Origin of the sequence: Verrucosispora sp. SN26_14.1 (genome assembly GCF_004307965.1) — a bacterium.
Taxonomy (GTDB): domain Bacteria; phylum Actinomycetota; class Actinomycetes; order Mycobacteriales; family Micromonosporaceae; genus Micromonospora.
Map to the genome: position 1 here is coordinate 1 of NZ_SISL01000002.1, position 22779 is coordinate 22779.

A 22779-nucleotide genomic window follows, 5' to 3' on the forward strand; every position below is an offset into this window, starting at 1 on the left:
CCTATGTGTATAAGAGACAGCCCCCGGCCCGAGCGCCTCGACGGCCGTCAGGGCGAGCAGCTCCGGTGTGTAGCCCGGGTGCTCCAGCAACCGCGACACGAGCATCCGCAGATCCGGCGTACGCCCGACGAGCCCCGCCTCGATCTCGTCGACCGGCGTCGGTGCCGGTGCGGCCAGGGGGTACGGAGTCGGCTCGGGTGAGGTCGGGGTGGGCTTGCCCGGGGCCGGCTCAGGTCGGGTCGTCTCGACGGAGTCCGGTCGGGTCGGATCCGACTCGGTCGGATCGCTCAGGTCGGCGCCGGTCTGTGCTGCGGCGTTCGGTGGCAGGGTCGGCTCGGCCGGGGTCGGCTCGGCGGCGTTCGGTGTGGGGGTAGGCCCGGCCAGGGTCGGTGTGGGGGTTGCCTCGGCCGGGGTCGGCTCATTGGCCTGCTCTGCTGGGGAGGTGTCGGTGCGGGCCGAGGCGGTCTCCTCGGCCTGGGGCACGGCGTCGTCCGCTCCGACCATGGCGGCAGCTGTGATCCCACCGGCGGCGGTGACCCCGGTCGCCTTCGTCGCGGACTTCCGGCCGGGTGCGGCCTTCGCCGCCGCCTTCCTCGCTGTCTTCTTCACCGGGGTGGCCTCGGCGGAAGCAGCCGCAGCCGGCGTGGCCTTTCTCGGCGTGGCCTTTCTGGCCGCCTTCCGGGCCGGAGCCGCCTGCGTCGCCGCAGTCGCAGTCGCAGTCGCGTCGTTCTGCCCATCGCTGCTCGACGGCGTTCCGGTCGCGTCGTGCTGCTCGGTCCTGTCCGAGGGCGTGTCCGTCGCGTCGTGCTGCCCGCTACCGGTCGACGGCCCGGCGGTCGCTGCCCCAGCGGCAGAGGAATCGGCGGGACCGGTGGCGCCCGATTCCGGCCCGGTCGGCTCAGGTCTCGATCGAGGTGCCTTCTTAGCGGCGGCCCTCCGACGCGGCGGCGCAGGGGTGTCCGAAGACGCGCCGTCCGGACCGTCGGCTCCCCTTTGGGCCGGTTGGCTTCCCTCCGATGCCGGTCCGGCCGCGGGTGCCGGTCCGGCCTCGGCGGGGGGTGCCGGAGCGGCCGGAGGCGTGGGGGTGAACGGTGTCCTGGACGAAGCAGGACGAGTCTGACGGGGCACCGGCTGCTCGGCAACGGGCGGCGGCTGGAAGATCAGACCCGGCGCGGCCTTCGCCTGACGAGGTCGACGCCCGCCCTCGTCCTCCTGCGGCTCCGCGTCGCTCGGGGGCGCCGGAGCCGGAGGCGCTGTGAACGTCGCCTTCGGCAAGCGGCGGCGCGCTTCCCGAGCAGGTTCCGGGTGGTCATGCTCGCGTGGCGACTCCTCCTGCATGTCGATGGAGCGTAGTCGCGATCACGGCGACGCACAGCGCAAGAATCCCCTCGCCGGTCTGCGCGGCGGCGGGTTCCGGTAGTCGCTTTGCCCCCGGACGGGCGGGGCCTGTATCCTCGGGCGCGGTGGTCTGCGGGCCACCAGGGAGACTTCGCCTAGTCTGGTCTATGGCGCCGCACTGCTAATGCGGTTGGGGTCTTAAAGCCCCTCCCGGGTTCGAATCCCGGAGTCTCCGCGCGAAGGCCGGGTGTGTAGACTGGCCGAGCACCAGCGCCCGTAGCTCAACGGATAGAGCATCTGACTACGGATCAGAAGGTTAGGGGTTCGAGTCCCTTCGGGCGCACAAGATCGACAAGGCTCTGACCTGCCATTACGGCGGTCAGGGCCTTGTCTGTTTCTGTCCATGAGGGACGGTTGGCTGCTCGGTGGCTGCTCGTGCGACGAGCATCCCCTGCGTGTCGGACTGTCCGGGGGCGTCCGGGCGGGTCCGTGCGAGCTTGACGATGCCGAACTTTCACCCTCCTCGATCAATCCACGAAAGTTGATCGAATGCGTGGAGGGCGGGGTGGGGTGAGGGCGTGGTTCCGAAATTGGTGCCAGGTTGATCTGCATGAGGACGAAGGGGCGTCAGGGTGGGGCCGATCTCGCCTTGGGTCAGCTTGAGGTTCGGGAACTCGTATCGTTCCCGCATGGCAGCGGCCAGGTCCGCAGTCGGTTGGTCGACCATGACCATGACACCGGATCCGTCGGCGCGGGGTGCCACGGCCGCGACGGCCACTCCTTCGGTCTGCCAGTACGGGATGTCCTTCTTGATGCTGTCCGACACCTCGTTGAGCACGGTGCGTGGATGTTGCGCGTCGGCGAAGGCCACCTGGACTTCCGGGTGTCGAAGGCGCAGACCGGTGTCGATCTCGTCCACTCGTGGCACTGGCACGCGGTGGATCACCAGCGCCGCTCCATCGGCGCTCATGCCTGAGTACGAGATAGTGGGATAGGTGCGTTCGGCGTCCCGGATCAGCAGTTCTCGCGGTGTGTCACCGAGAGTCGTGGAGGGCGTCGTCAGAAGTTCCCGGTTTTGGGCCGGTTTTGGCCGCGCCGGCTGTCCAAGATCGTTGGCTTCGGATCCGGCGCACCCTGCTGTCGCCGCCAGGAAGCTGGCTGCTGCGACCAAAGCCGATTCGTTGCATACGCATGGCAAGACTCAGCGTAGCTGCGGACCTGCCGTCGGGCCACATCGATGTGTGGCCCGACGGCGGGGTCATCGGGTCAGCTGGTGGCGATGGTCAGGTTGAAGTGCGACAGGATGCTGCCGATATTGATGTGCAACGCGACCCGCGAGCACACGCGCCCGGTGTAGTCATATCCCTGGCAGGTGCCCTCGAACTGCGGCCCGGTCGCGACAGCGCTGATGATGCCAACGCCCTGAAACCGCCGGTGTTGTAGCCGATCGTCGGGCCGGGCTGAGGCGGTGCGGCCGTCAACTCGCCTGGTTGATCCGGTTCCAGGCCTTGTATGCCATCCAGGCGCCGCCAATAACAGCCCAGCACGCGAGCGCGCGCAGTCCGAACAGGAGAACCAATGCCATCCCGCCCGCGTCCTTGAGCCGGTCGGCCAGCCCGGTGAAGAGGACGACGAGCAGCGCGGCGCCAGCGACCGCCAGGAAGATGCCGGCCACCGTGCGGCTCTTCCGAGTCCGTTCGCGATTGTGGCTGTTCGTCATGCGTGCCAGCTTGGCGTAGAACCCAGGCGGGGACAACAGCGCGGGCGCCGCCGCGTGTGTCACCGACCCTGCTGGCCAGCGACAACGCGGAGTTGAGCCATCTGGGCGTACCCATATATCGGGCCACCGCGCGGGCGGGTGCCGTCCTGCCGACAGGACGGCTCAGCGGCGCCGGCGTGGCCCGTCCGAGGGTTGACCCTTGAACACCCGTACCGCGTCGCGCAGTCAGGCCGCATGGATCCGGACCAACTCCGGGCGGTGGTGCGTCCCGTGTTCACACCCGCCCGCGCTGGCGATTGGCCGCCATCCCCACACCGCTTGACCTGCAGTTAGCCCTGGTCGCACAGCGCTGCCGGTTGACGCGTGTCGGGTGCTTCTGTTGAACTGCATCGATTTCTGAGGCGCTTCACTCATTGGCGAGCCTCCATGCCTTGTCATCAGGTAGTGCGATCACGCGGGAGGCGGCTAATGGGTGCGGCTGACGGTCTTGAAGCGCCATCGGCGACACCGCTCACTGGAGCGTCGGGGGCCGAGGTGGGGAATGCGGGTGAGCAGAACGATCATCCGCGGCTGGCGTGGAAGGCATTGCTGACGCTCGCCATCGCCATCGCTGTTCCGCTCCTGCTCACCGTTGGCCGGTACGGACTGAGCGATGAGGAGTACTACTTCATCTCCGCAGGTCGACACCTGGACTGGGGCTACGCCGATCAGCCCCCGCTGGTGCCACTGGTCGCGCGACTGATGGACACGATTGCGCCTGGGTCGACCTTCATGATGCGTCTGCCCGACGTGTTCCTCTTGATGGCCGGGGTGTTGCTGGTCGGTCAACTCGCGCGGGAGTTCGGCGCACGTGGCAGAGCGCAGTTCCTGGCCGCGTGTGGGTACTCGGTGGCGTTCCTGCCCTCGGGCTGCGTCTTGGACACCGATACGTTCAGCGACACGTTGTGGCTGGTGATCATGCTGCTCGTGACCCGCTGGGTCCGGCTGTACCGGCAGGGCCGAGCCATCGACGTCCTGTTGATCTGGGCGGGAGTGGCTACCGCTGTTTCGTTGCAGGTCAAATTCCAGGTCCTCATTCTGTGGGCGGCGATTGTGCTGGCGGTCCTGGTGGCCGGTCCGCAGGACATGCTGCGCCGCCGCGCGCTGTGGATCGGCTTCGGTATCGCCGGACTGACTGCGATCCCGACGATGGCCTGGCAGGCTACGCACGGCTGGCCGCAACTGCGGATGACCGGCGTGCTGGCCGCTGAGAACCTCTGGTTCTTCGGTCCATGGTGGACCTTTTTCACGTATCTGTTGCTCATGACGGGGATGGGGATCGGGACCGTTCTGGCCATCATCGGCTTGTGGAAACTTTTCCGCTGGCCGGGCCTGCAGGACTTCCGCTTCCTTGGCTGGACCAGTGTGCTCGTGATCGCGCTGGTCTTCGTCACCCGAGGGCGGTTCACGTATGCGATCGGGGTATTCCCGCTGCTCTACGCAGCCGCCGCCGTATACGTGCAGAGCAAACGGCCGGCGTGGTGGTGGCGATGGACGGTGAGCCTGCCGATCGTCGCCCTGTCGTTTTTCCCGCCCGTGACGGAGATGAATTGGAAGCCGGAGTCGTCGATCACGCAGCCGCAGACCAAAGCCGAACTGCTCAGTCGTCTTCAGGATGTCAGGATGCTCGGCTGGCCTGAGTACACGGATTCCGTGTCCCGCGCGTACCACTCGCTACCGCCTGAGGTGGCTGCTCGGGCCACCATCGTGACGCAGCATTTCGGGCAGGCCGGCGTGCTCGAGGTGCTCGGGACCCGAGAACCGTACAACCTGCCCAAGCCGTACAGCGCCAGCCGGGGCTTCGGTTACTTCGACCGACCGAAGGGGCAGGTCGGCACGGTGATGTGGGTGGGCGGTTCCGAGGAGGACTTACGGGCGCACTTCCGCGACGTTCGTCAAATCGGTGAGGTGACGGCCAGAGTGAACCCGGAGCTCGGCACCGCCATCTGGTTGTGCGAGGCGAGTGAACTGCAGTGGTCCGAGCTGTGGCCGCAGATCCAGAGTTTGCAGGTGATCTGATCCCTTTGCGTCGCCCCTGTACGAGCCAGGGGTGGGACCTCCCGCAGATGAAGGCGCGGCCGGCGGACAGCTGACGTCGACTTTGGTTTCGGGATCTTGAACTGGGGGCGCTGTGACAGTTGCAGATCATTGCTACGCAGACACCATGACTGTCGACGCGCTCGGCGGCCGGATCACCGTCGACTGGTCCACCGAGGGTGTGGTGGTTCCAGCCGGCCTGATCGCCGCCTGTGTCACCGGCGTGGTCACCGTCGCGGGTGCGGAAAGGCTGGTGGAGCCGGGCGAGAACCTGGCGGATCAGATCGTCGCCGTCATCATCGGTTCCAAGCGCACCCGGTTCGCGCCGAGGCCGGATGCTGAGGGGCGGGCGCTCATCCGAAGCCGGGTGGCGGCGGCCGTGGCTGAGGGGGCTCCCGTGCCACTGGTCACGATGTGGGGAGCCATCAAGCACTATGTGCTGGACGAGGACCAGGAAATCGACCTGGCCGAGGTTTTCGCCGCGCTGCGGTTGGCCCAGGTGGTCCGGGACATCGAAGCGGTCTACCCGCCCGGAGCCCGCCTCGACGTGGTCATCGAGGACTTCGGGGTCTGGTACGAGGACGCCTACGGGTTCTCGGCCGACGTTCAGGCGTCGGTCCATGACGGCTCGCACCGGTACGCGCAGGCGCTTACCGACCTGTTGCGGACCGTCGCCGGGCCGGCGGTCCGTACGCACGTCTTCTTCGACCTGGTCAGGACCGATTACCGGATGAGCATCGCGCAGGCGGAGCGTAACCGCGAGTTGCTACTGGCCTACTGGAACGCCGACGGCGCAGAGGAGAGTGAGGCGTATCTGGCGTTGCGTGCGGCGGGCTGGAACGGTGAGATCATCTCCGAGACCCGCGCCCACTATCTGCGCAGGCTGGCGACGCTGTATCCCACCGAGGGGACCGCGCAGCATGTGGAGCGGATCGTCCGCTATCTGAGCATGGTGCTGTTGTATCAGCAGGTGGGGCTGCTTCGCGCCGTCAGCCCGGCCGGGATCCGGTTGGCGTTCTATGCTCCTGCACCCGGCCCGGCGAAGGAACGCGCGGTGGGCCGCGTGCACCTGAGGGCGTTGCCCAAGGACCTGTGTTCGGCTGCGGTGCCGCCGTGGACATCGAAGGGTTGCCTGGTACTCGACGAGGACGGTTCGATGCGTCCTCGGGTAGAGAGTTTCCGGGAACTTTCCGAGGCCGGGTACACCTACCACCGGGGGTTCCTGCGGCTGAGGAACGGCGACGCCGGTGTGCGGGTGCGGATGGATGTGGTGCGCCGCGACGGGGGGCCGGGACGGCCGCTGATGTTGAAACAGTACCGCTGACGAAGGGGCCTCCCGCCAGCACGAGACAGACACCGAAGGCACCGGGCCAGCTGTGGAGTCGCGCAGCGGCCCGGTGCATTGTTCAGGCGTTGGTGGCAACCCTGCGGTACTCGTCGGCGAGCGCCACCAGGCGAGGCACGAACTCGTTCGGTGACGGCTGCGCCTGGAACTCCATCTGCAACCGCTGGGCCCCGGTGCGGAACGACGGCTCGGTCAGCAACCGCAGCAGGCTCTCCCGGATCGCTGAGCCGGTCGCCTGACTGGCGGGGATCGTCAGTCCGGCGCCCATCTCGGCGAGCCGGTCGGCGATCAGCGGCTGGTCGGTGTCCCACGGCACGCAGAGATGCGGCAGGCCATTCAGTGCGGCGGTGGCGAGGGTGCCTACTCCGGCGTGGTGGATGACCGCGGTGCAACTCGGTAGGAGGGCCTGTAGCGGCACGTATGACACCAGATGGGCGTTCTCCGGAATCTCCGTGAGCTTCGCCTGTTCCTCCTCGACGATCGAGGCGACGACCTCGATGTCGAGATCCGCCAACGCGTCCAGTGTCTCCTGCACGTCGATGGGATATCCCGTGCCACGGTCGTTGATGGTCAGGCCCATGGTCAACGCGACCCGGGGCCGGGATGGCGGCCGCCACAGCCACGCTGGCACCTTGGCCGCGCCGCCGTAGGGGGTGTAACGCAGCGACTCGTAGTGTCCCTTGCCCTGCAGGTGCAGCGACGGCGGCAACAGGTCGATGGTGAACTGGCCGCGGATCAATTCCTCGCGGGTGGCGTCGGTGTCGACCAGGCCGTACTTGCGGCCGTACCCGGCGACCCAGTCGCCGAGCGGGTCCTTCCGGGTGTCCTCGGGCTGCTGCGCGGACAGCCGACGGAAGTGGTCGCGGGTGATGGCGTACACGTCGGTGCCGATCAGCAGGCGGGCGTGTGCGGCACCGCACGCGACGGCGGCCACGGCTCCGGCAAACGTGACCGGCTCCCAGATCACCAGGTCCGGCTGCCAGTACCGGGCGAACATCACCAGGTCACCGATCATCGGCATGTTGCTGACCTTGTGCCAGCGGGTCACGTTGCGTTCGTACCCATCGACCAGGTCCTCCCAGGTCACCTCACCGGCCGGTTTCGCCGCCGCGCCGTACGGGACCGGCCAGCCGGCGCCGTCCAGCGTCAGCCAGTCATCGACTTCGAGCTCGCGAACCCGGCCCATGGTGTCCCACAGGTCGCGGTCCCGGCCGATCGGCACCGCGGTCAGCCCCGCCTGGGTGACCGTGTCGACGAATCGCGGCTGCACGGCCACCCGTACCTCGTGCCCGGCCGTCCGCAGCGCCCAGGCCAGCGGCGCGAGCAGCATGAAGTGCGTCTTTTCGGGATAGGTGGTGAACAGCACGCGCATGGCGTTTCCCCTCGTGGTCGTCGATCGGTCGGTGGTGACGAGCTCACCCGGGGCGGTGCGCGTCGACCAGTTCCACCAGCCGCTGCACCACCGAGTTCGGTGACGGTAGGGCCCCGATCTCCCGGCGCAGCGCCGCCGCCCGTACCCCGAAGTCCGGCTCATCGAGCAACCGCTGCACCGCCTCCCGAACCTGTTCGCCGGTCGCGGTACCGGCGTCCAGCGACAACGCCGAGCCCTGCGTGGCGAACCGGCGCGACAGCTCCGGCTCGTCGAAGTCCCAGGGCAGGTGCAGCTGCGGTACCCCGCAGATCGCGGTGGTCAGAGCGGTGCCCGGCCCCGCGTGGTTGACCACGGCGGCGCAGCTCTGTGCGAGGGGGTGCAGAGGCACCCAGGGCAGCACGCGTGCGTTGGCCGGCACCCGGGTGAGTTTGCCCCGTTCGCTGGCGGCGACCGTGGCGACGAGTTCCACGTCCAGTCCGGCGAACTGGTCCAACAGGTCCTGGAGGTTCACTTTGTATCCGCCGAACACGTCGGTGGCGGTGATGCCCAGGGTGACCGCTACCCGGGGCCGGTCCGGCGGCCGGCGCAGCCAGTCGGGAACCACGGTGGTCGCGTTGTACGGTACGTACCGCATCGGCACGTACTCCAGGTCGGCCTTCATCCGCAACGAGTCCGGCAGTTGGTCGACAGTGAACTGCCCGGTGATCAGATCCTCGTCGTAGGCGAAGTCGTACCGCCGCGCGTAGGACTCCAGCCAACCGGCGAGTGGGTCGGGCCGCTCGTGCGCCGGGTCCGGCGTCAACGCCAGGAAACGTTCGCGGGCGACCCCGAACACGTCGATGCTCCAGAGCAGACGGCCGTGTGCCGCGCCGCTCGCCTTCGCCGCGATCGGACCGGCATACGTCGACGGTTCCCACAGCACCAGGTCCGGCCGCCATTGGCGGGCGAATGTCACCAGCTCGGCGAGCATGGGGAAATTCTCCAGCTTGTGCCAGGTGTGCAGCAGGAAGTCGTACCCGTCGCGCATCGCAGCCCAGTCCAGCCTCGCCGGATCCCGCGCGGCGGCGTTGTACGGATCGGGCAGGCCCTCGCGGTCATCCTCGTTCTGCTCCGGGTCGAGCTCCATCATTCGCTCGGTGGGCCGCCGACGGTCCCGCCCGACGGACACCGCGGTCAATCCGGCCCGGGTGATGGTGTCGCAGAAGAACGGCTGGCTGGCCACCCGGACGTCGTGACCCGCGGAGCGCAGCGCCCAGGCCAACGGCACCATCGAATAGAACAGCGTCTTCTCGGGATAAGTGGTCATCAACACGCGCATGGGTGTCGCCCTTCGGTACGTCACGCTGTCACCGTTCGCCGAGGCGGGCCGGCGCTCGCCCCGTGTCGGGCCGGATCAGGATCTCTTCCAGGGTCGACGCCAAGGCCCGGACATGTGGCGGACGCACCGCGCTCCGGTGATCACCCGGCACCCGGTGGATCGTGACACCGCCATCGGCCAGCCGCCTCCACTGCGCCAGGTACTCGTCCAGCCGGTGGCCCACGATCGGCTGGTAGCGCTCGGTGGCCAGTTCCTCGCACAGGATCAGGTCGACCTGGCCGGGGTACTGCGGGAACCGGTAGTCCAGGCGTACCTCGAGCAGCCCGCGCCAGGCACGTAGCCGCTGCGCCCAGGCGTCGCCGAGGCCGGCCTCGTCGGCGAGCGCGGTGGCCAGCGACTCGGCGTCTTCGGCGACGTTGCGCAGCACCGCGAGCAGTTCGTCGTGCACGTCGCGGCGCTGCCCGTCGTCCGGCGGCCCGTCCCGTAGCGCGGTGAAGTACCGTTCGGCGCGCCGGAACACCGCGACGTTGTGCAGGAGGGCTGCGTCGTCGCGCAACGCGGTGTCCACCGTCGGATCCAGCAGGATCAGCCGCACCTGTTCGCCCTCGGCGTGCAGCCGCGACGCCATTGCCCAGGCGATGCCGCTGGAACCGCACCAGCCGAGCAGGTGGTAGGGGCCGGCCGGTTGCGCCGCCCGCATCTCGGCGAGGTAGACGCCCGCCAGTTCGGCGACAGTGCGCGGACCGGGCGGCCCGCCGTGCAGCCCTGGCCACTCGAACGCGGCCAGCGGACGCTCCGGCGCCAGGGTGTCGGCGAGGTCCAGGTACCACTGCGCGCTGCCACCGCCCGGGTGCAGGCAAAACAGTGGCGTACGCGAGCCGGACGTGCTGAGCCACACCAGTGCCGACTCGTCGTGGGTTCGGCTGTCCGCGGCGACCGCGGCGACCGCGGCGACCGCGGTGGCCGCCACCCCGCGGACGGTCCGCCGGGTGAGGAAGTCGCGAAAGGTGACCCGCAGCGCGTGCGCCTGCCGTAACCGCTCGATGATCCGCACCGTCATCAGGGAATGGCCACCGAGGGCGAAGAAGTCGTCGTCCCGGCCGACCCGGTCTATGCCGAGGGCACTGGCCCAGACCTGGGCCACCGCCTCCTCAGCCGGACTGGCCGGCGGGGCGTACGGCGTCAGTGTGGACCGGCCGCGCTCGGGAACCGGCAGGGCGGACCGGTCCACCTTGCCATTGGGCAGTCGGCGGAACGAGTCCAGCACCACCAGATGGGTCGGCACCATGTACTCCGGAAGGTGCCTCCCGGCGTACGCCGACACCTGTGCCGCGCTGGTGCCGGGCCGCAGCAGCAGATACCCGGCGAGCTGCGGCTCGCCCGCCGGGCCGGGAACCGGATGCGCCACCGCGGCGCGGACCCCCGGGTGCCGAGCGAGCGTCGTCTCCACCTCGCCCAACTCGACCCGGTGGCCACGCACCTTGAGCTGGTGGTCGCGGCGGCCGATGATCTCGATCTGCCCGTCCGGCAACCACCGGCCCAGATCTCCGGTGGCGTACATCCGTGCTCCGGTCTCGGACGCGTACGGGTCAGGCCGGAACGCCGCCGCGGTCAGCTCGGACCGATTCAGGTAGCCGCGGGCCAGCCCGGAGCCGCCGATCCAGATCTGGCCGGTGACCCCGGGCAGGACCGGGTCGAGCTGGTCGTCGAGCAGGTACACGGGGGTGTTCGCGGCCGGCTGCCAGGCCGGGGCGGCGGCTCCGGTGAGGCGGGTGCCGAAGCAGAACACCGTGCCCTCGTTCGGCCCGTACATGTTCCACACCTGCGCCTCGGTGGCGCGCAGCCGATCCAGCAGGTCGCCACTCATCGCCTCACCGCCGGACAACAAGCGGAACCCGGCCGGCGGGGTCCACCCGCACTCCAGCAGCATCCGCCAGGTGGTGGGCGATGCCTGCATGAAGGTGGCCCCGCTACGGCGTAGCAGGTCGGCCAGTGATCGGGGGTCCCTGGCGAGGTCCTCGGCGGCCAGCACGAGTCGGGCTCCGGTGGTCAGGGCGAGGAAGATGGCCAGCTGGGCGACGTCCGTGGTCATCGGCACGACGACGACGAGGACGTCGGCGGCGGAAAGCGTCACGTTGCGGCGCATGCTGGCGACCCGGTCGGCGAGTGCCGTGTGCCGGGCCATCACACCCTTAGGTGTGCCGGTGGAGCCGGAGGTGTGCACGACGTAGATCAGATCGTCGGCCCCGCTGCGGATGGGGTCCGCCGAGCCGACGACATCGGGTACCTCAGCCGGGGAGAGCACCGTGGCTGGCCCGCCCGGCAGGGACCAGGAGGTGGCGTCGCCGACGACGAGCGTGCGCACCTCGGCTTCGCGCAGCATCGTGACCAGTCGTTCGGCCGGGTGTTGGGGGTCGACCGGCACGTAGACGGCACCGGCGTGCAGGATCCCGAGGACAGCGGCGACGAGCTCTGCCTCCCGGGGCATGGCAACGCCGACCAGCGCGCCCCGCCGTACGCCCGCAGCGGTCAGCGCGACCGCCCACGCCCTGGCGCGGCGGTCCAGCTCACGGTAGGTCAGGCAGTAGGGGCCAGCCTGGACGGCGACGGTGTCCGGGGTGTTCCGCGCCTGGCCCGCAACGGCCTCGTGCACAGCCTCGCGTGGTGCGGGGATCTGCGGCGCGCGGCCCATCGACAGGAGCCGGCGGCGTTCGGCGGGTGGCAGCAGTGAGGCACCGGTGCTGCCGTCGGGGTCGGCGGCCATCGACATGAGCGCGAGGCGGTACATCCGCGCGAGCACCGCGGCGCGCTCCGGCCCCATGACGCACCGCCGCGCGGTCAGCACCAGGTTGCTGCCGCGAACCGACACCCGGACGGCGGCGTGGGTGTGCGCCGCGGCGCCGTCCGGGTCGAAGAGGACAGCGGTGTCCTCGCTGGTCAGGGGCCCTGGTATGTCGACTGCGGAGGCGTCGCGGACCGCCACCACCAGGGTCCGCCAGGTCTCCGCGACCGGGGCCAGGAATGAGGCGACGCCGTGCGGGCGTGCGATCGAGGTCTGGTAGGGCACCGGTCCGGTGACCGCGCGCCAGACCGCCACATGAGCGGCCAGCACCGCGGTATGCAGTGGTCCATCCGACCCCACCAACTTCCATAGCTCAGGTTCTATGTCATGGAAGGGTGTGCTGACCGTGACGGGCGGCCCGTCTTCGTCCTCGCCCCACGTCGCGGGAACGACGAGCCGGTCGGCCTGCATGTTCAGTCGCTGGTCCGGTTGGAGGCCTGGGGTTCGGCCGGCGCGGTGGCGACCGGAGGTGTGCCGTCGGCCGTAGCGGCTAGGCGATCGGTCCCGGCGGATGCGGCCTCCGGAGAGGTCGGCTCGCCGGTACCGGCCGCCGCCGGCGGCGGCGTGACGCCTCGGGCCAGCGCGTCGTCCTCCTGAGCCATCCGAATGATGAACAAGCCGACGTCGCGGAAAGTGGTGCCCTCGAAGCCCTCGAGCCGCTCCAGGAGCTTCATCTGGAGGGTGTTCTCCAGCTCCAGCAGGATTTGCACCATGGAGAAGGAGTCCAGGTCGTAAAGGCTTTCCGGCTTGGGCACGTCCGGCTGCTCCGCGCAAATCATCTCCGCAGTTGTCCGGACGACCGTCTCCATCTCGTCGACAAAGGCGTCGTCGACCTCGGTGCCCTGCTTCAGATGCGCGACCAGCTTCGGGTCGACGCTTGTCATCATGCCGGTGTCCGTCATATCGAGATGAGCCCTTCTGATGGTCGAAGGGTGCCGACACTAGCCACGCCGTTCCGTGCCGGTCAATAGAGGAGAGGCGCTCGGCAATGCGTTGCCAGGTATTCGTCGCGGGGCTAGGGTCTGGATCCGTCCCGTATTTCTTCCGTCTCGCCGGCGGGACGGCTGCTGTGTTCGCACGGCCGAGGCTTTACCCGAAAAGCGAGGGTGACCAGGCATGTTATTCCCGTACCTCGAAACTCGACGGATCTCGCTGCGCCCGGCGACGGGCAAGGACGCGATGAAGATCTACGACATCCTGTTCCGGTTGGGGCGGGTGCAGCTGCCGATGTTCGAGGCCTTCAACGAGTCCTTCGGGCGCGGTTCGTCGGCATCGTTCGTCATCATGCGAAAAGACGACGGCGATGTGGTCGGGAACGCCACCCTGTCGGAGTTGTCACCGGCCGGGCATGTCCGTGCCGACGTTCATGTCCAAGCGGGCGAGGAGGAGGGCGTGAGCGCGGACGCGAATGCGTTGACGGCCAATTTTGCCTTTTCCATGTGGCGGACCCGGAAGGTCTACTTCCACTCCACCGATCCGGACCCCTGCAGTCTGGGATTCGGGCTCGAGCACTCCGCGATGGTTCAGGTGGAGGCCGTGCTCACCGATTACGTCTACTTCTATGGGAGGCGTTGGGACGTCCATATTTTAGCGATGTACAGGGATCAATGGAACACGCTCGGGGTTGACCTGCTGAAGCAGATCGTCTAAAACCCGCGCCCCGGAGGTGAGGTGCTGAGATGACCCTTTATGTGTGGGGTTACCTGTCCGAGTACGAGAAGGAGCGCGCCGACATCCTCGACGCTGTCGACACCGTCTTCCGCTCGGGGAAGTTGGTGCTCGGTCCGAGCGTCGAGGCGTTCGAGCGAGAGTTCGCCGCCTATCACGGCGTGCCGCACTGCGCGGGCGTGGACAACGGCACCAACGCCATCGTCCTCGGCCTGCGCGCGCTGGGCGTGGGCCGTGGCGACGAGGTGGTGACCGTGTCGAACACGGCCGCGCCGACGGTGCTGGCGATCGACGCGGTCGGCGCCACGCCGGTGTTCGTCGACGTCGACCGCGACACGTACCTGATGAACGTCGAACGGGTCGAGTCCGTCATCACCGAGCGCACCAGGTGCCTGCTGCCGGTGCACCTCTACGGCCAGTGCGTGGACATGGCACCGCTGGAGGCGGTGGCCGCGAAGCACGGCCTGCCGATCCTGGAGGACTGCGCGCAGGCGCACGGCGCCCGCCACCACGGCCGGATCGCCGGCTCGATGGGCAGGGCCGCGACGTTCTCGTTCTACCCCACCAAGGTGCTCGGAGCGTACGGCGACGGCGGTGCGACGATCACCGCTGACCCCGAGGTCGACGCGAACCTGCGCCGGCTGCGCTACTACGGCATGGAGAAGGTCTACTACGTCGTAGAGACCCCGGGCTACAACAGCCGGCTCGACGAGGTGCAGGCCGAGATCCTGCGACGCAAGCTGACCCGGCTGGACGACTACGTGAGTCGCCGCCAGGTGATCGCCGCCAGGTACGCCGAGGCGTTCGCCGACACCGACCTGGTGACGCCGGTGACCGCGCGTGGCAACGAGCACGTCTACTACGTGTACGTGGTGCGCCACCCGGCCCGCGACCGGATCATCGAGATGCTGAAACAGCACGATATCGCCTTGAACATCAGTTATCCGTGGCCGGTGCACACGCAGTCCGGGTTCGCCCATCTCGGGTATGGGAAGGGTTCCCTGCCGGTGACCGAGGAGGTGGCCGACCAGATCTTCTCGCTGCCGATGTTCTCCTCGCTCAGCGACGTCGACCAGGAACGGGTCATCGACACCGTCTGCGCTGTGTTGGCGAAGGTCTGACATGTCCACCTCGGCGTTTGAGACCTGGTGGGCGGAGCGGCTGGCGGCTGGGCAATTCGTAGTCGAGCGGATCCCGTTCGCCCAGCTCGACGCGTGGAACTTCGAACCGAGTACCGGCAACCTCGCGCACACCAGCGGACGCTTCTTCACCGTGGAGGGGCTTCAGGTCCGCGACGCCGGGGTGGACACCTGGTCCCAACCCATCATCAACCAGCCCGAGATCGGCATCCTCGGCATCCTGGTGAAGGAGTTCGACGGGGTCCTGCACTGCCTGATGCAGGCGAAGATGGAACCCGGGAACATCAACACGTTGCAACTGTCGCCGACCGTACAGGCCACCCGCAGCAACTACACCAAGGTGCACCGCGGGACCAGCACCCGCTACCTGGAGTACTTCGCCGGTCCTCGTCGCGGTCAGGTCCTCGTCGATGTACTGCAGTCCGAACAGGGCGCCTGGTTCTGGCGTAAGCGCAACCGCAACATGGTCGTGCTCGTCGGCGGCGACGTGCCGCTGCACGACGACTACCGGTGGCTGCCACTCACCGAGGTGCGAGCGCTGACCCGGGTGGACAACCTGGTGAACATGGATGCCCGGACCGTGCTGTCCTGCATGCCGTTCGAGCTGCCGGACGATCAGGCGCCGAGCGGCGACGACTTCCGCGACGCCCTGATCCGCTCGTTCCAGGTCCAGTCCGGCGCCCGGGGGGCGGAGCTGCACACCGCCGGGGAGATCCTTAGCTGGTTCACCGAGACGAAGACCCGCTTGGACTGGACGGCACGGTTGGTGCCGCTGGCCAAGGTGACCGGCTGGACGCAGACCGCGGACCAGATCGGCGATCTCGACGACCGGCAGTTCCGGATCATCGCGGTGTCGGTCGAGGCCGGCACCCGGGAGGTGCGGCGGTGGACCCAGCCGCTGCTGTATCCACGGGGCGAGGGCCTGGCTGTTTTCGTCGTCCGGCCGATCCGTGGTGTGCTGCACCTGCTGGTCCAGGCCCGCCCCGAGCACGGACTGATGGACCTGGTGGAGATGGCGCCGACAGTGCACCTGTTGCCCGGTGCGGACGCCGACCGGCTGCCGGACGAATTCCTGCACGACGTGCTGGCCGCCGGCTCGGCTCGTACCCGGTACGACGCCGTCCTGTCGGAGGAGGGCGGCCGTTTCTACCACGCCCTCACCCGATACCAGGTGGTGGAGGTGGGCGATGACGTGCCGATCGAGGTACCCCCGAACTACTGCTGGATCACGGTGCGGCAGCTCGGTGACCTGCTACGGCACGGGCACTACCTGAACATCGAGGCCCGCAGCCTGCTGGCCTGCCTGCACAGCCTGTGTTGAGAGGAACCCTCGATGCGCTTCCTGTTCACCACGGGCCCGCTGCGGGGGCACCTGTATCCGCTGGTGCCGTTGGCGTGGGCGGCCCGGGCGGCCGGGCACGAGGTGCTGGTCGCTGCGCCGGACAGCTTCCTGCCAGTGGTGCTGGAGTCGGGGCTGCCGGCCACGGCCTCCGGACCGGCGGCCGATTTCGTGGACCTGGTCGCCGTCGGCGAGAGCGGCGGGTACGGGGCGGCGCCGACGGGCGTCGACGCGCATCGCTACCGGCACGGGATGGCCTTCGGCCGGCTGGCCGCCGGGGCCCTGCCCGGCACCCGGGCGCTGGTCGAGTCCTGGCGCCCGCATCTGGTGGTGAGCGAACGGGCCGAGTTCGCCGGTCCGGTCGCGGCCGCCGCAGCTGAGGTGCCGTCGGTCACCTATCACTGGGGGGTGGCGACGCTGAGCGAGTACCGTTCTGCGGCCCAGGTGGTGCTGGCGCCGCAGTTGGCCGCGCTGGGCCTGCCCGGGCTGCCGGAACCGACCGAGGTGCTCAACCCGTGGCCGAGCGCGATGCGACTGCCGCACGCCGTGGGGCACCAGTCGATCCAGGACCTGGCGTACAACGGTACCGTCCGCCTGGTCGACTGGATGTTCCGCGACCGCACCCGGCCCCGGGTCTGTGTCACGTTCGGCACCATCGCGCCGCGCCTGCGGACGTCCGGCGCCGCCATGATCGTGCCGCTGCTGCGGGCGCTGGAGGAACTCGGTGTCGAGCTGCTGGTGGCCGGTGACCCGGCGGCGGTGACCGGTTGGGCCGGCGCCGAGTCCGGGACGCACTGGATCGGACGGCTGCCACTGGCCCAGGTGTTGCCCGGCTGCGACGCTGTGGTCAACCACGGCGGACACGGCTCGGTGCTCACCGCTCTGGGCGCCGGTTGTCCGCAACTGATTCTGCCGCAGTTCGACGATCAGTTCGACAACGCGGTCGCGGTTTCCGGGACCGGCGCGGGCCTGGGGCTGGCCCCGGACAAGACCAGCCCGGAACTCGTGGCGGAACTGATCTCGGGCCTGATCGAGGCGCCCTCCTACCGGCAGGCGGCCGTCGAGGTCGCAGCCGACATCGTCGCGCAGCCCTCGCCCGCCGAGGTCGTGGACCTGCTGGCGAAGCTCGCCGTCTGACCCCTACTACGTAGCCGGAGCGTGCTTGCATATGTTCGAGTCGACCCAGATCACCGAGCTGGCGGTGTCGGACGCCTACCGGATCACCCCGATGAAGCATCCCGACCTGCGCGGGAACTTCTTCGAGGCGTACCGAGCGGACGTGCTGTCCAAGGTGATCGGCTACCCGTTCGTCCTGGAGCAGGGCAACTATTCGCTGTCCCGCCGCAACACCCTGCGGGGCATCCACAGCACCACCGTCCCGCCCGGTCAGGCGAAGCTGGTCACCTGCGTCCGCGGCGCGGTTCTGGACGTCGTGGTCGATCTGCGGGTCGGGTCACCGACGTTCGGGCGCTACGACGTCGTGCCACTGGACGAGGACTCCGGCGTCGCCCTGTACCTGGCCGACGGCCTGGGCCACGCGTACCTCGCGCTGACCGACGACGCGTGTATGAGCTACCTGTGCTCCAAGACGTACGAGCCGGGCACGATGATCGAGGTCAGCCCGCTGGACCCGGACATCGGGATCCCGTGGGGTTTCACCGAGCAGCCGATCATGTCCGAGAAGGACCGCGACGCGCCCACCCTCAAGGAGGCCGAGGCGTCCGGCCGACTGCCCACCTACGCCGACTGCCTGGCGCACTACGCCGCGCTCAGGGGCGGAGGGTGAGGTCCACCCGTCCGAGCGGCTGCGTTCGCTGAGCATCCGATCGCCGGTCGGCTCGTCCGGGTACGACCGCACCCACGTCGAACGGGGGCACGCCAGCGGCGCGCCCCCGTTCGACGTGGGTGGTCACTCGTAGTCGTACTGTTCCAGCAGGTCGCCGAACTGCTCGGTGAACCGGGCCAGGTTGCGCTCCGAGAACCGCTCACGCCAGCCGCCGCTGCGCCCCTTGTAGAAGCTCCAGGAGTCGGGGTTGTAAACCTTGTCGGCGACCGCCTCCGCGTCCCGGTTGGAGCCGATGTGCCGCAGCACGCGGTCGATGGCCTCGACCTGGCTTCGTCGGGAACCGCCGCCGCGTGGGCCGATCAGGTCCTCGTAGCGGACGTTGCAGACCTTGGGGTGGTGATAGAGCCAGAGCGCCTTCTCGAACTGGTCCCGAGCCAGGAACGACGGATCGCGCAGCGCGTAGTCGATCTTTTCGTCCCAGGTCGGCTTGCTGGCCAGGATCGTGCTGAAGATATCGGCCTCGTAGAAGTTGCCGTATCCCTCCCGGGTGCGGCCCTCCAAGAAGTTGATCATCGATATGACGGCGTCCCTGGGGTCGCGGTAGTTCAACACCAGCGGAGGGCTCTCCGTCTCCACCCATTCGCTGAGGAAGCTGCCGTCGACCCGGTGGATGTCCAGCTCGTGGAACATCCAGCAGAGCCCGGCCGGGGTGTCGGCGAACCGGGTGTACGGCAGGTAGGAGTTGCTGACGATCGTCTCGGCGAAGTCGATCCGGGTCTGCCCGTAGCGGTTCACCACCTGCTGACCGAGGCGCTGATACCAGTGCCAGACCAAGGCGCTCCAGGCGTCTTCGGCCCGGTCGGTGAACGCCTTGTCGCCACCCGCTTCACCGCGCAGCGAGAGCAGATCGTCGTACTCGGTCTTCGACAGCACCAGCGCCGCGATCGACCGCAGTTGCTCGTCGTCGAACTGCGGAACGGTATGTGGTGCCGGCCGGGGAACGCCGACGATCCGGTAGTCGAGCTCCAGCATCAACTCCTGTATGAGGTGCGTGCCGGACTTCTGAAACGAGATCACCATCGCCCGTGGCGCGCGGGTCATCGCGGCGGCTCCTGTCGGTTCGCGCGGTAAAGGATGTTGTCGCTCCAGACCAGATCGAGACCGCCCCAGCTCAGCGCGGCGGCGACGTCGGCGAGCGGTCCGGTGTCGGCCGGGACGGCGTCGGTGGCGCACAGCGCCGGAATCCCGCTCCACTTGTGGTATTCCCGGACCACGGTCGAGAGCGTGGGGTCGTCGTCCATGCTCACCGTCTGTACCCGGAGCGGCCCGGGACCGCCGTCGGCCAGGCCTGGCAGCCGGTCGGCCCATTCGTCGCGTAGCCGGTGCTCGAAGCGTACGTAGGGGTCGGGGATACCCGGGGCGAAGACGTCCGGCACGTCCCGTTCGAGGCAGAGCGCCGTGACCGTGGTGCCCGTCGGGTCCCCTCGGAGCGCGCCGAGCCGGGCCCGGGCGTCCCCCGAGGTCGCCGGGGCGAGGATGCTGCGGCTGCCGAGCGCGTACGGGCCGAGCTTCGCCGGCCCATTGATGAAGACGACCGGGCGGCCGCCGCGAACCAGCATGCGGGCGAGTTCCTCGGGCCGGCAGGGTGAGACGGTCCAGCCGGCCGGCACGTGTACCGGTCGGGCCGGGACGGTCCCGCTCCGCAGCCGCCAGGCCAGACCGGGCAGCACCGGATCGGCCGGGTCGCCGGCGTCGGTTGCCGCTCGGGTGCGGCAGTGGGCCAGGTGCAGCGCCGCCGCTCCGGCCGCGTCCCCGGTCACGTCCGGGAACGGCGGCACCCACAGCGCCTTCACCTCGGGCAGTGTGCGGATCGCGCTGCTCAGCGTCACGTCGAGGGCGCGGTCCCCGGTCAGGCAGAGGTTCATCGGGCCGCCGTCGCCAGCCGTGCGCAACCGGTCGCCCAGCTCTGGGACGGTGTCGAAGGGTTCCGCGTCGATCCGGGCGTACCGGCCGTCGGCGTCAACCGCATAGGCCAACGCAGCGGCGTCGGTGTCCCAGACCACGACGGTGGCCCGTTCCCCGCTGGCGGCGAACGGGCTGGTGCACCATGCGGCGGCGAGGCGGCACTCCGATCGCGGGTACGCGACCGCCGTGGCAGACGCGAGTCCGACGCCCTGCGACGCGGGCGTGCCGGGCTGCGCCCACTCGTCCACGTCGACCGGTGTGTGACCGCTATTCGCCAGAAGCTGGCGCAGCACTCGGGCATCGTCGACGTCCCCGGTCGCACCGAGCGTGAGCCGGTCCCCGCAGATCAGCGCGACGCCACCGCCCCTGGCGGAATTGACTCCGGCAATAATCATCGATCGTCCTTCCGAAACCGTCGCCCGTCATCGCTTTTCGGTGTAGCGGCGGCGGCGCGACGTTAACCACAGCCGGTGACCCGGTCAATGCGTTCTTGTCCCGCTGGCGGGACAGCCGACCTGCGGGTTTGCCGAACGGCGCGACGCCAAGCCTTGTTCGGGCCAGCCCTGTGGGGCAATGATCTGCGGCATTCCCGGTCCGGCGCGGACCGATTCCCCTGCCTGCCGCCTAATCAGGAGCATGTATGCCGAGAACGTCCGAGTGCCGCGTCTGCGACGGCATCGTCCGCGAGTTCTACGACTTCGGGCGGCAGCCGCTGTCGGATGCGTTCCTCATGCCGGACGCGGATTTCGCCGCGGAGTTCTTCTTCAACCTGGCAACCGGTGTCTGCGAGTCGTGCACGATGGTGCAGCTGATGGAGGAGGTGCCGCGCGACCGCATGTTCCACGAGGCGTACCCGTACCACTCCTCAGGCTCGTCCTACATGCGGACCCACTTCGAAGAGATGGCGAAGCGCCTACTCACCGCAGAACTGACCGGCGACGATCCGTTCGTGGTCGAGCTGGGCTGCAACGACGGTGTGATGCTCAAGGCGGTCGCCGAGGCCGGCGTGCGTCACCTGGGAGTCGAGCCCTCCGGCGGCGTGGCGGATCTGGCCACGGCCAGAGGAATTCGGGTCCGAAAGTCTTTCTTCGAGGAGACGACGGCCAAAGACATCCGGACGACCGATGGCCCGGCCGACGTCATCTACGCGGCCAACACCCTGTGCCACATCCCGTACATGGCCTCGATCCTCAACGGCGTGACCGCTCTGTTGGCACCGAACGGCATCTTCGTCTTTGAGGACCCCTACCTCGGCGACATCGTCGAGCGCAGTTCGTTCGACCAGATCTACGACGAGCACTTCTTCTTCTTCAGCGCCACGTCGGTGCAGGCGATGGCCGCCCGCCACGGACTGGAGCTGGTCGACGTCGAGCGCCTGCCGGTGCATGGCGGCGAGGTTCGTTACACCCTGGCCCGAGCCGGGGCCCGACAGGCGAGCCCGGCGGTCGCCGCGCTGGTCGCGGAAGAGGCCGGGCGCAGGCTCGCCGACCACGCGACGCTCGAGGCGTTCGGCACCAGCGTCAGCCAGATCCGCGATGACCTGGTGGCGTTGCTGCGGCGACTCCGGGCCGAGGGCAAGCGGGTCGTCGGTTACGGCGCCACCGCGAAGAGCGCGACCGTGAACAACTTCTGCGGCATCGGCCCCGACCTGGTCGAGTTCGTCTGCGACAACACGCCACTCAAGCAGGGGCGGGTGACGCCTGGCATGCACATCCCGGTGCGCCCGCCGGCTGACTTCGCCGCCGCGTACCCGGACTACGCGCTGCTGTACGCGTGGAACCACGCCGAGGAGATCATGGCCAACGAACAGTCCTTCCGCGAGGTGGGCGGCCAGTGGATCCTCTACGTGCCGACGGTTCGGATCGTCTGATGGGCGCCTCCGCGAGCGTCTTCAACGCCACCGTCGCCGGGTTCGCCATCGCCTCCGCCTGGGAGTCCGGCTTTCTCGAGGCACTGCGCGACGAGAGCCCGCTGGACATCACCGACTTCGCCGCGAAGCACGACCTGCACACCCAGTCGGTGCGGGGGATGGTAAGCGCCCTGGCCTCGGTGGACGTCGTCGTGCGGGCCCACGACACCGTCCACGTCGGGCCGTCGTTCGACGAGGTCTACCGGGACAAGGCGTTCTTCCACTGGCTGACGATCGGTTGCGCGGAGCTGTTCGCCGACATGCCGAACATCCTGCGCAACGAGAACCGGGCGGGAACCTTCTACCGACGCAACGCGGCGGCGATCGGGTACGCCTGCCGGGACATCAACCTGCATTCCTTCGACCCGGTGTTCTGGTCGGCTATGGAAGGCCTGGACTTCGCCTTCCACAGCGTCGCCGACCTGGGCTGCGGCACCGGCGGCCGGTTGGCGCAGATCGCCGCCCGCTATCCCGGTGTCACCGGCGTCGGCATCGACATCGCACCGTCTGCACTGCGGGACGCGGCGTCGTACCTGGACGTCGCCGGCTTTGGCGACCGGTTCTCCTTCGTGCAGGGCGACGCCCGCGCTCTGGCGCCGGACCCCAGATTCGCCGAGGTGGAGGTCCTCACCTGCTTCATGATGGGCCACGACTTCTGGCCCCGCGACGAATGCGTGGCCTCGCTGCGCCGGATCCGGGAGGCGTTCCCGAATGCGCGCCGGCTCCTGCTCGGCGACACCGCCCGCACGGTTGGCATCCCGGATCGTGACAAGCCGGTGTTCACTCTCGCCTTCGAGACCGCCCACGACCTGATGGGTGTCTACCTGCCGACCCTCGCCGAGTGGGAGGGCGTCTTCGTGGACAGCGGGTGGACGTGTCACGCCGTGCGGCCGGTATCGGTGCCCGCCGACTCCTTTCTGTATGAGCTGGCCTGAAAACCGTCACGACCCTGAGGAGTGCGC

At 68.9% G+C, this 22779-nt stretch carries 18 protein-coding genes, 2 tRNA genes and 1 pseudogene; 12 read left to right on the forward strand and 9 right to left on the reverse strand.

What is annotated here, in order from left to right; all coding sequences use genetic code 11:
* Positions 1–504, reverse strand: a pseudogene (locus EYA84_RS00275) (hypothetical protein); the annotation flags it as partial.
* Here EYA84_RS00275 and EYA84_RS00280 point away from each other — a divergent pair.
* From EYA84_RS00280 to EYA84_RS00290, 3 genes are all read left to right on the forward strand, one after another.
* Positions 503–1120: a hypothetical protein gene (locus EYA84_RS00280; protein WP_131050905.1), complete on the forward strand. Its 618-nt coding sequence runs from the start codon at positions 503–505 to the stop codon at positions 1118–1120. The pseudogene EYA84_RS00275 and the gene EYA84_RS00280 overlap by 2 nt on opposite strands.
* Before the next feature lie 362 nt (positions 1121–1482).
* A tRNA-Ser gene (locus EYA84_RS00285) sits at positions 1483–1573 on the forward strand.
* A 35-nt stretch (positions 1574–1608) separates the two neighbouring features.
* A tRNA-Arg gene (locus EYA84_RS00290) sits at positions 1609–1681 on the forward strand.
* 171 nt (positions 1682–1852) lie between these two features.
* Here the strand turns inward: EYA84_RS00290 and EYA84_RS33220 are convergent.
* Together EYA84_RS33220 and EYA84_RS00300 are read right to left on the reverse strand one after the other, a co-directional pair.
* Positions 1853–2509 (reverse strand): hypothetical protein, encoded by a 657-nt coding sequence (locus EYA84_RS33220; RefSeq protein ID WP_236145511.1) that lies wholly within the window; start codon positions 2507–2509, stop codon positions 1853–1855.
* A 306-nt stretch (positions 2510–2815) separates the two neighbouring features.
* Positions 2816–3058, reverse strand: coding sequence for a hypothetical protein (locus EYA84_RS00300; protein ID WP_131050906.1), 243 nt, complete (start codon positions 3056–3058; stop codon positions 2816–2818).
* 468 nt (positions 3059–3526) lie between these two features.
* Here EYA84_RS00300 and EYA84_RS00305 point away from each other — a divergent pair, with 468 nt between their 5' ends.
* Together EYA84_RS00305 and EYA84_RS00310 are read left to right on the forward strand one after the other, a co-directional pair.
* Complete coding sequence (locus tag EYA84_RS00305; RefSeq protein ID WP_131050908.1) at positions 3527–5116, forward strand: glycosyltransferase family 39 protein; 1590 nt, start codon at positions 3527–3529, stop codon at positions 5114–5116.
* 145 nt (positions 5117–5261) lie between these two features.
* Positions 5262–6458, forward strand: coding sequence for a hypothetical protein (locus tag EYA84_RS00310; RefSeq protein ID WP_131050910.1), 1197 nt, complete (start codon positions 5262–5264; stop codon positions 6456–6458).
* A gap of 82 nt (positions 6459–6540) precedes the next feature.
* On the opposite strand, the gene EYA84_RS00315 is transcribed toward EYA84_RS00310, so the two are convergent.
* The 4 genes from EYA84_RS00315 to EYA84_RS00330 all read right to left on the reverse strand — a co-directional run bounded on the left by EYA84_RS00315 (position 6541) and on the right by EYA84_RS00330 (position 12913).
* Positions 6541–7851, reverse strand: coding sequence for an activator-dependent family glycosyltransferase (locus tag EYA84_RS00315; protein ID WP_131050911.1), 1311 nt, complete (start codon positions 7849–7851; stop codon positions 6541–6543).
* 43 nt (positions 7852–7894) lie between these two features.
* Positions 7895–9157 (reverse strand): activator-dependent family glycosyltransferase, encoded by a 1263-nt coding sequence (locus EYA84_RS00320; RefSeq protein ID WP_201272243.1) that lies wholly within the window; start codon positions 9155–9157, stop codon positions 7895–7897.
* 40 nt (positions 9158–9197) lie between these two features.
* A complete protein-coding gene (locus EYA84_RS00325; protein WP_131050915.1) occupies positions 9198–12281 on the reverse strand; it encodes an amino acid adenylation domain-containing protein in 3084 nt (1027 codons plus the stop codon).
* A 143-nt stretch (positions 12282–12424) separates the two neighbouring features.
* Positions 12425–12913, reverse strand: a complete 489-nt coding sequence (locus EYA84_RS00330) for a hypothetical protein (protein ID WP_131050916.1) — start codon at positions 12911–12913, stop codon at positions 12425–12427.
* A gap of 214 nt (positions 12914–13127) precedes the next feature.
* Here EYA84_RS00330 and EYA84_RS00335 point away from each other — a divergent pair, with 214 nt between their 5' ends.
* Genes EYA84_RS00335 through EYA84_RS00355 form a run of 5 tightly spaced genes read left to right on the forward strand, consistent with a single transcriptional unit; the run spans position 13128 to position 17943 of the window.
* A complete protein-coding gene (locus tag EYA84_RS00335) occupies positions 13128–13661 on the forward strand; it encodes a GNAT family N-acetyltransferase (protein ID WP_131050918.1) in 534 nt (177 codons plus the stop codon).
* A 29-nt stretch (positions 13662–13690) separates the two neighbouring features.
* A complete protein-coding gene (locus tag EYA84_RS00340) occupies positions 13691–14800 on the forward strand; it encodes a DegT/DnrJ/EryC1/StrS aminotransferase family protein (protein WP_131050919.1) in 1110 nt (369 codons plus the stop codon).
* A 1-nt stretch (position 14801) separates the two neighbouring features.
* The gene (locus EYA84_RS00345) at positions 14802–16139 is read left to right on the forward strand and encodes an NDP-hexose 2,3-dehydratase family protein (protein ID WP_131050921.1); all 1338 of its coding nucleotides are present in this window, start codon (positions 14802–14804) and stop codon (positions 16137–16139) included.
* A gap of 12 nt (positions 16140–16151) precedes the next feature.
* The gene (locus EYA84_RS00350; RefSeq protein ID WP_131050922.1) at positions 16152–17294 is read left to right on the forward strand and encodes a nucleotide disphospho-sugar-binding domain-containing protein; all 1143 of its coding nucleotides are present in this window, start codon (positions 16152–16154) and stop codon (positions 17292–17294) included.
* 31 nt (positions 17295–17325) lie between these two features.
* Positions 17326–17943, forward strand: coding sequence for a dTDP-4-dehydrorhamnose 3,5-epimerase family protein (locus tag EYA84_RS00355; RefSeq protein ID WP_131050924.1), 618 nt, complete (start codon positions 17326–17328; stop codon positions 17941–17943).
* 123 nt (positions 17944–18066) lie between these two features.
* Here EYA84_RS00355 and EYA84_RS00360 read toward each other — a convergent pair whose 3' ends face one another.
* Together EYA84_RS00360 and EYA84_RS00365 are read right to left on the reverse strand one after the other, a co-directional pair.
* Positions 18067–19044 carry a hypothetical protein gene (locus EYA84_RS00360; RefSeq protein WP_131050926.1) on the reverse strand — a complete coding sequence of 326 codons (978 nt, stop codon included), beginning with the start codon at positions 19042–19044 and terminating at the stop codon, positions 18067–18069.
* A complete protein-coding gene (locus tag EYA84_RS00365) occupies positions 19041–20303 on the reverse strand; it encodes a carbamoyltransferase C-terminal domain-containing protein (protein WP_131050929.1) in 1263 nt (420 codons plus the stop codon). Before EYA84_RS00365 ends, EYA84_RS00360 begins: the two co-directional genes overlap by 4 nt.
* A 245-nt stretch (positions 20304–20548) precedes the next feature.
* On the opposite strand from EYA84_RS00365, the gene EYA84_RS00370 reads away from it, so the two are divergent.
* Both EYA84_RS00370 and EYA84_RS00375 read left to right on the forward strand, forming a co-directional pair.
* On the forward strand, positions 20549–21778 hold the full coding sequence (locus tag EYA84_RS00370; protein WP_131050931.1) for a class I SAM-dependent methyltransferase: 1230 nt from the start codon (positions 20549–20551) through the stop codon (positions 21776–21778).
* Positions 21778–22752 carry a class I SAM-dependent methyltransferase gene (locus tag EYA84_RS00375; RefSeq protein ID WP_131050933.1) on the forward strand — a complete coding sequence of 325 codons (975 nt, stop codon included), beginning with the start codon at positions 21778–21780 and terminating at the stop codon, positions 22750–22752. The genes EYA84_RS00370 and EYA84_RS00375 overlap by 1 nt, the downstream gene beginning before the upstream one ends.
* The last annotated feature ends 27 nt before the right edge of the window (positions 22753–22779 follow it).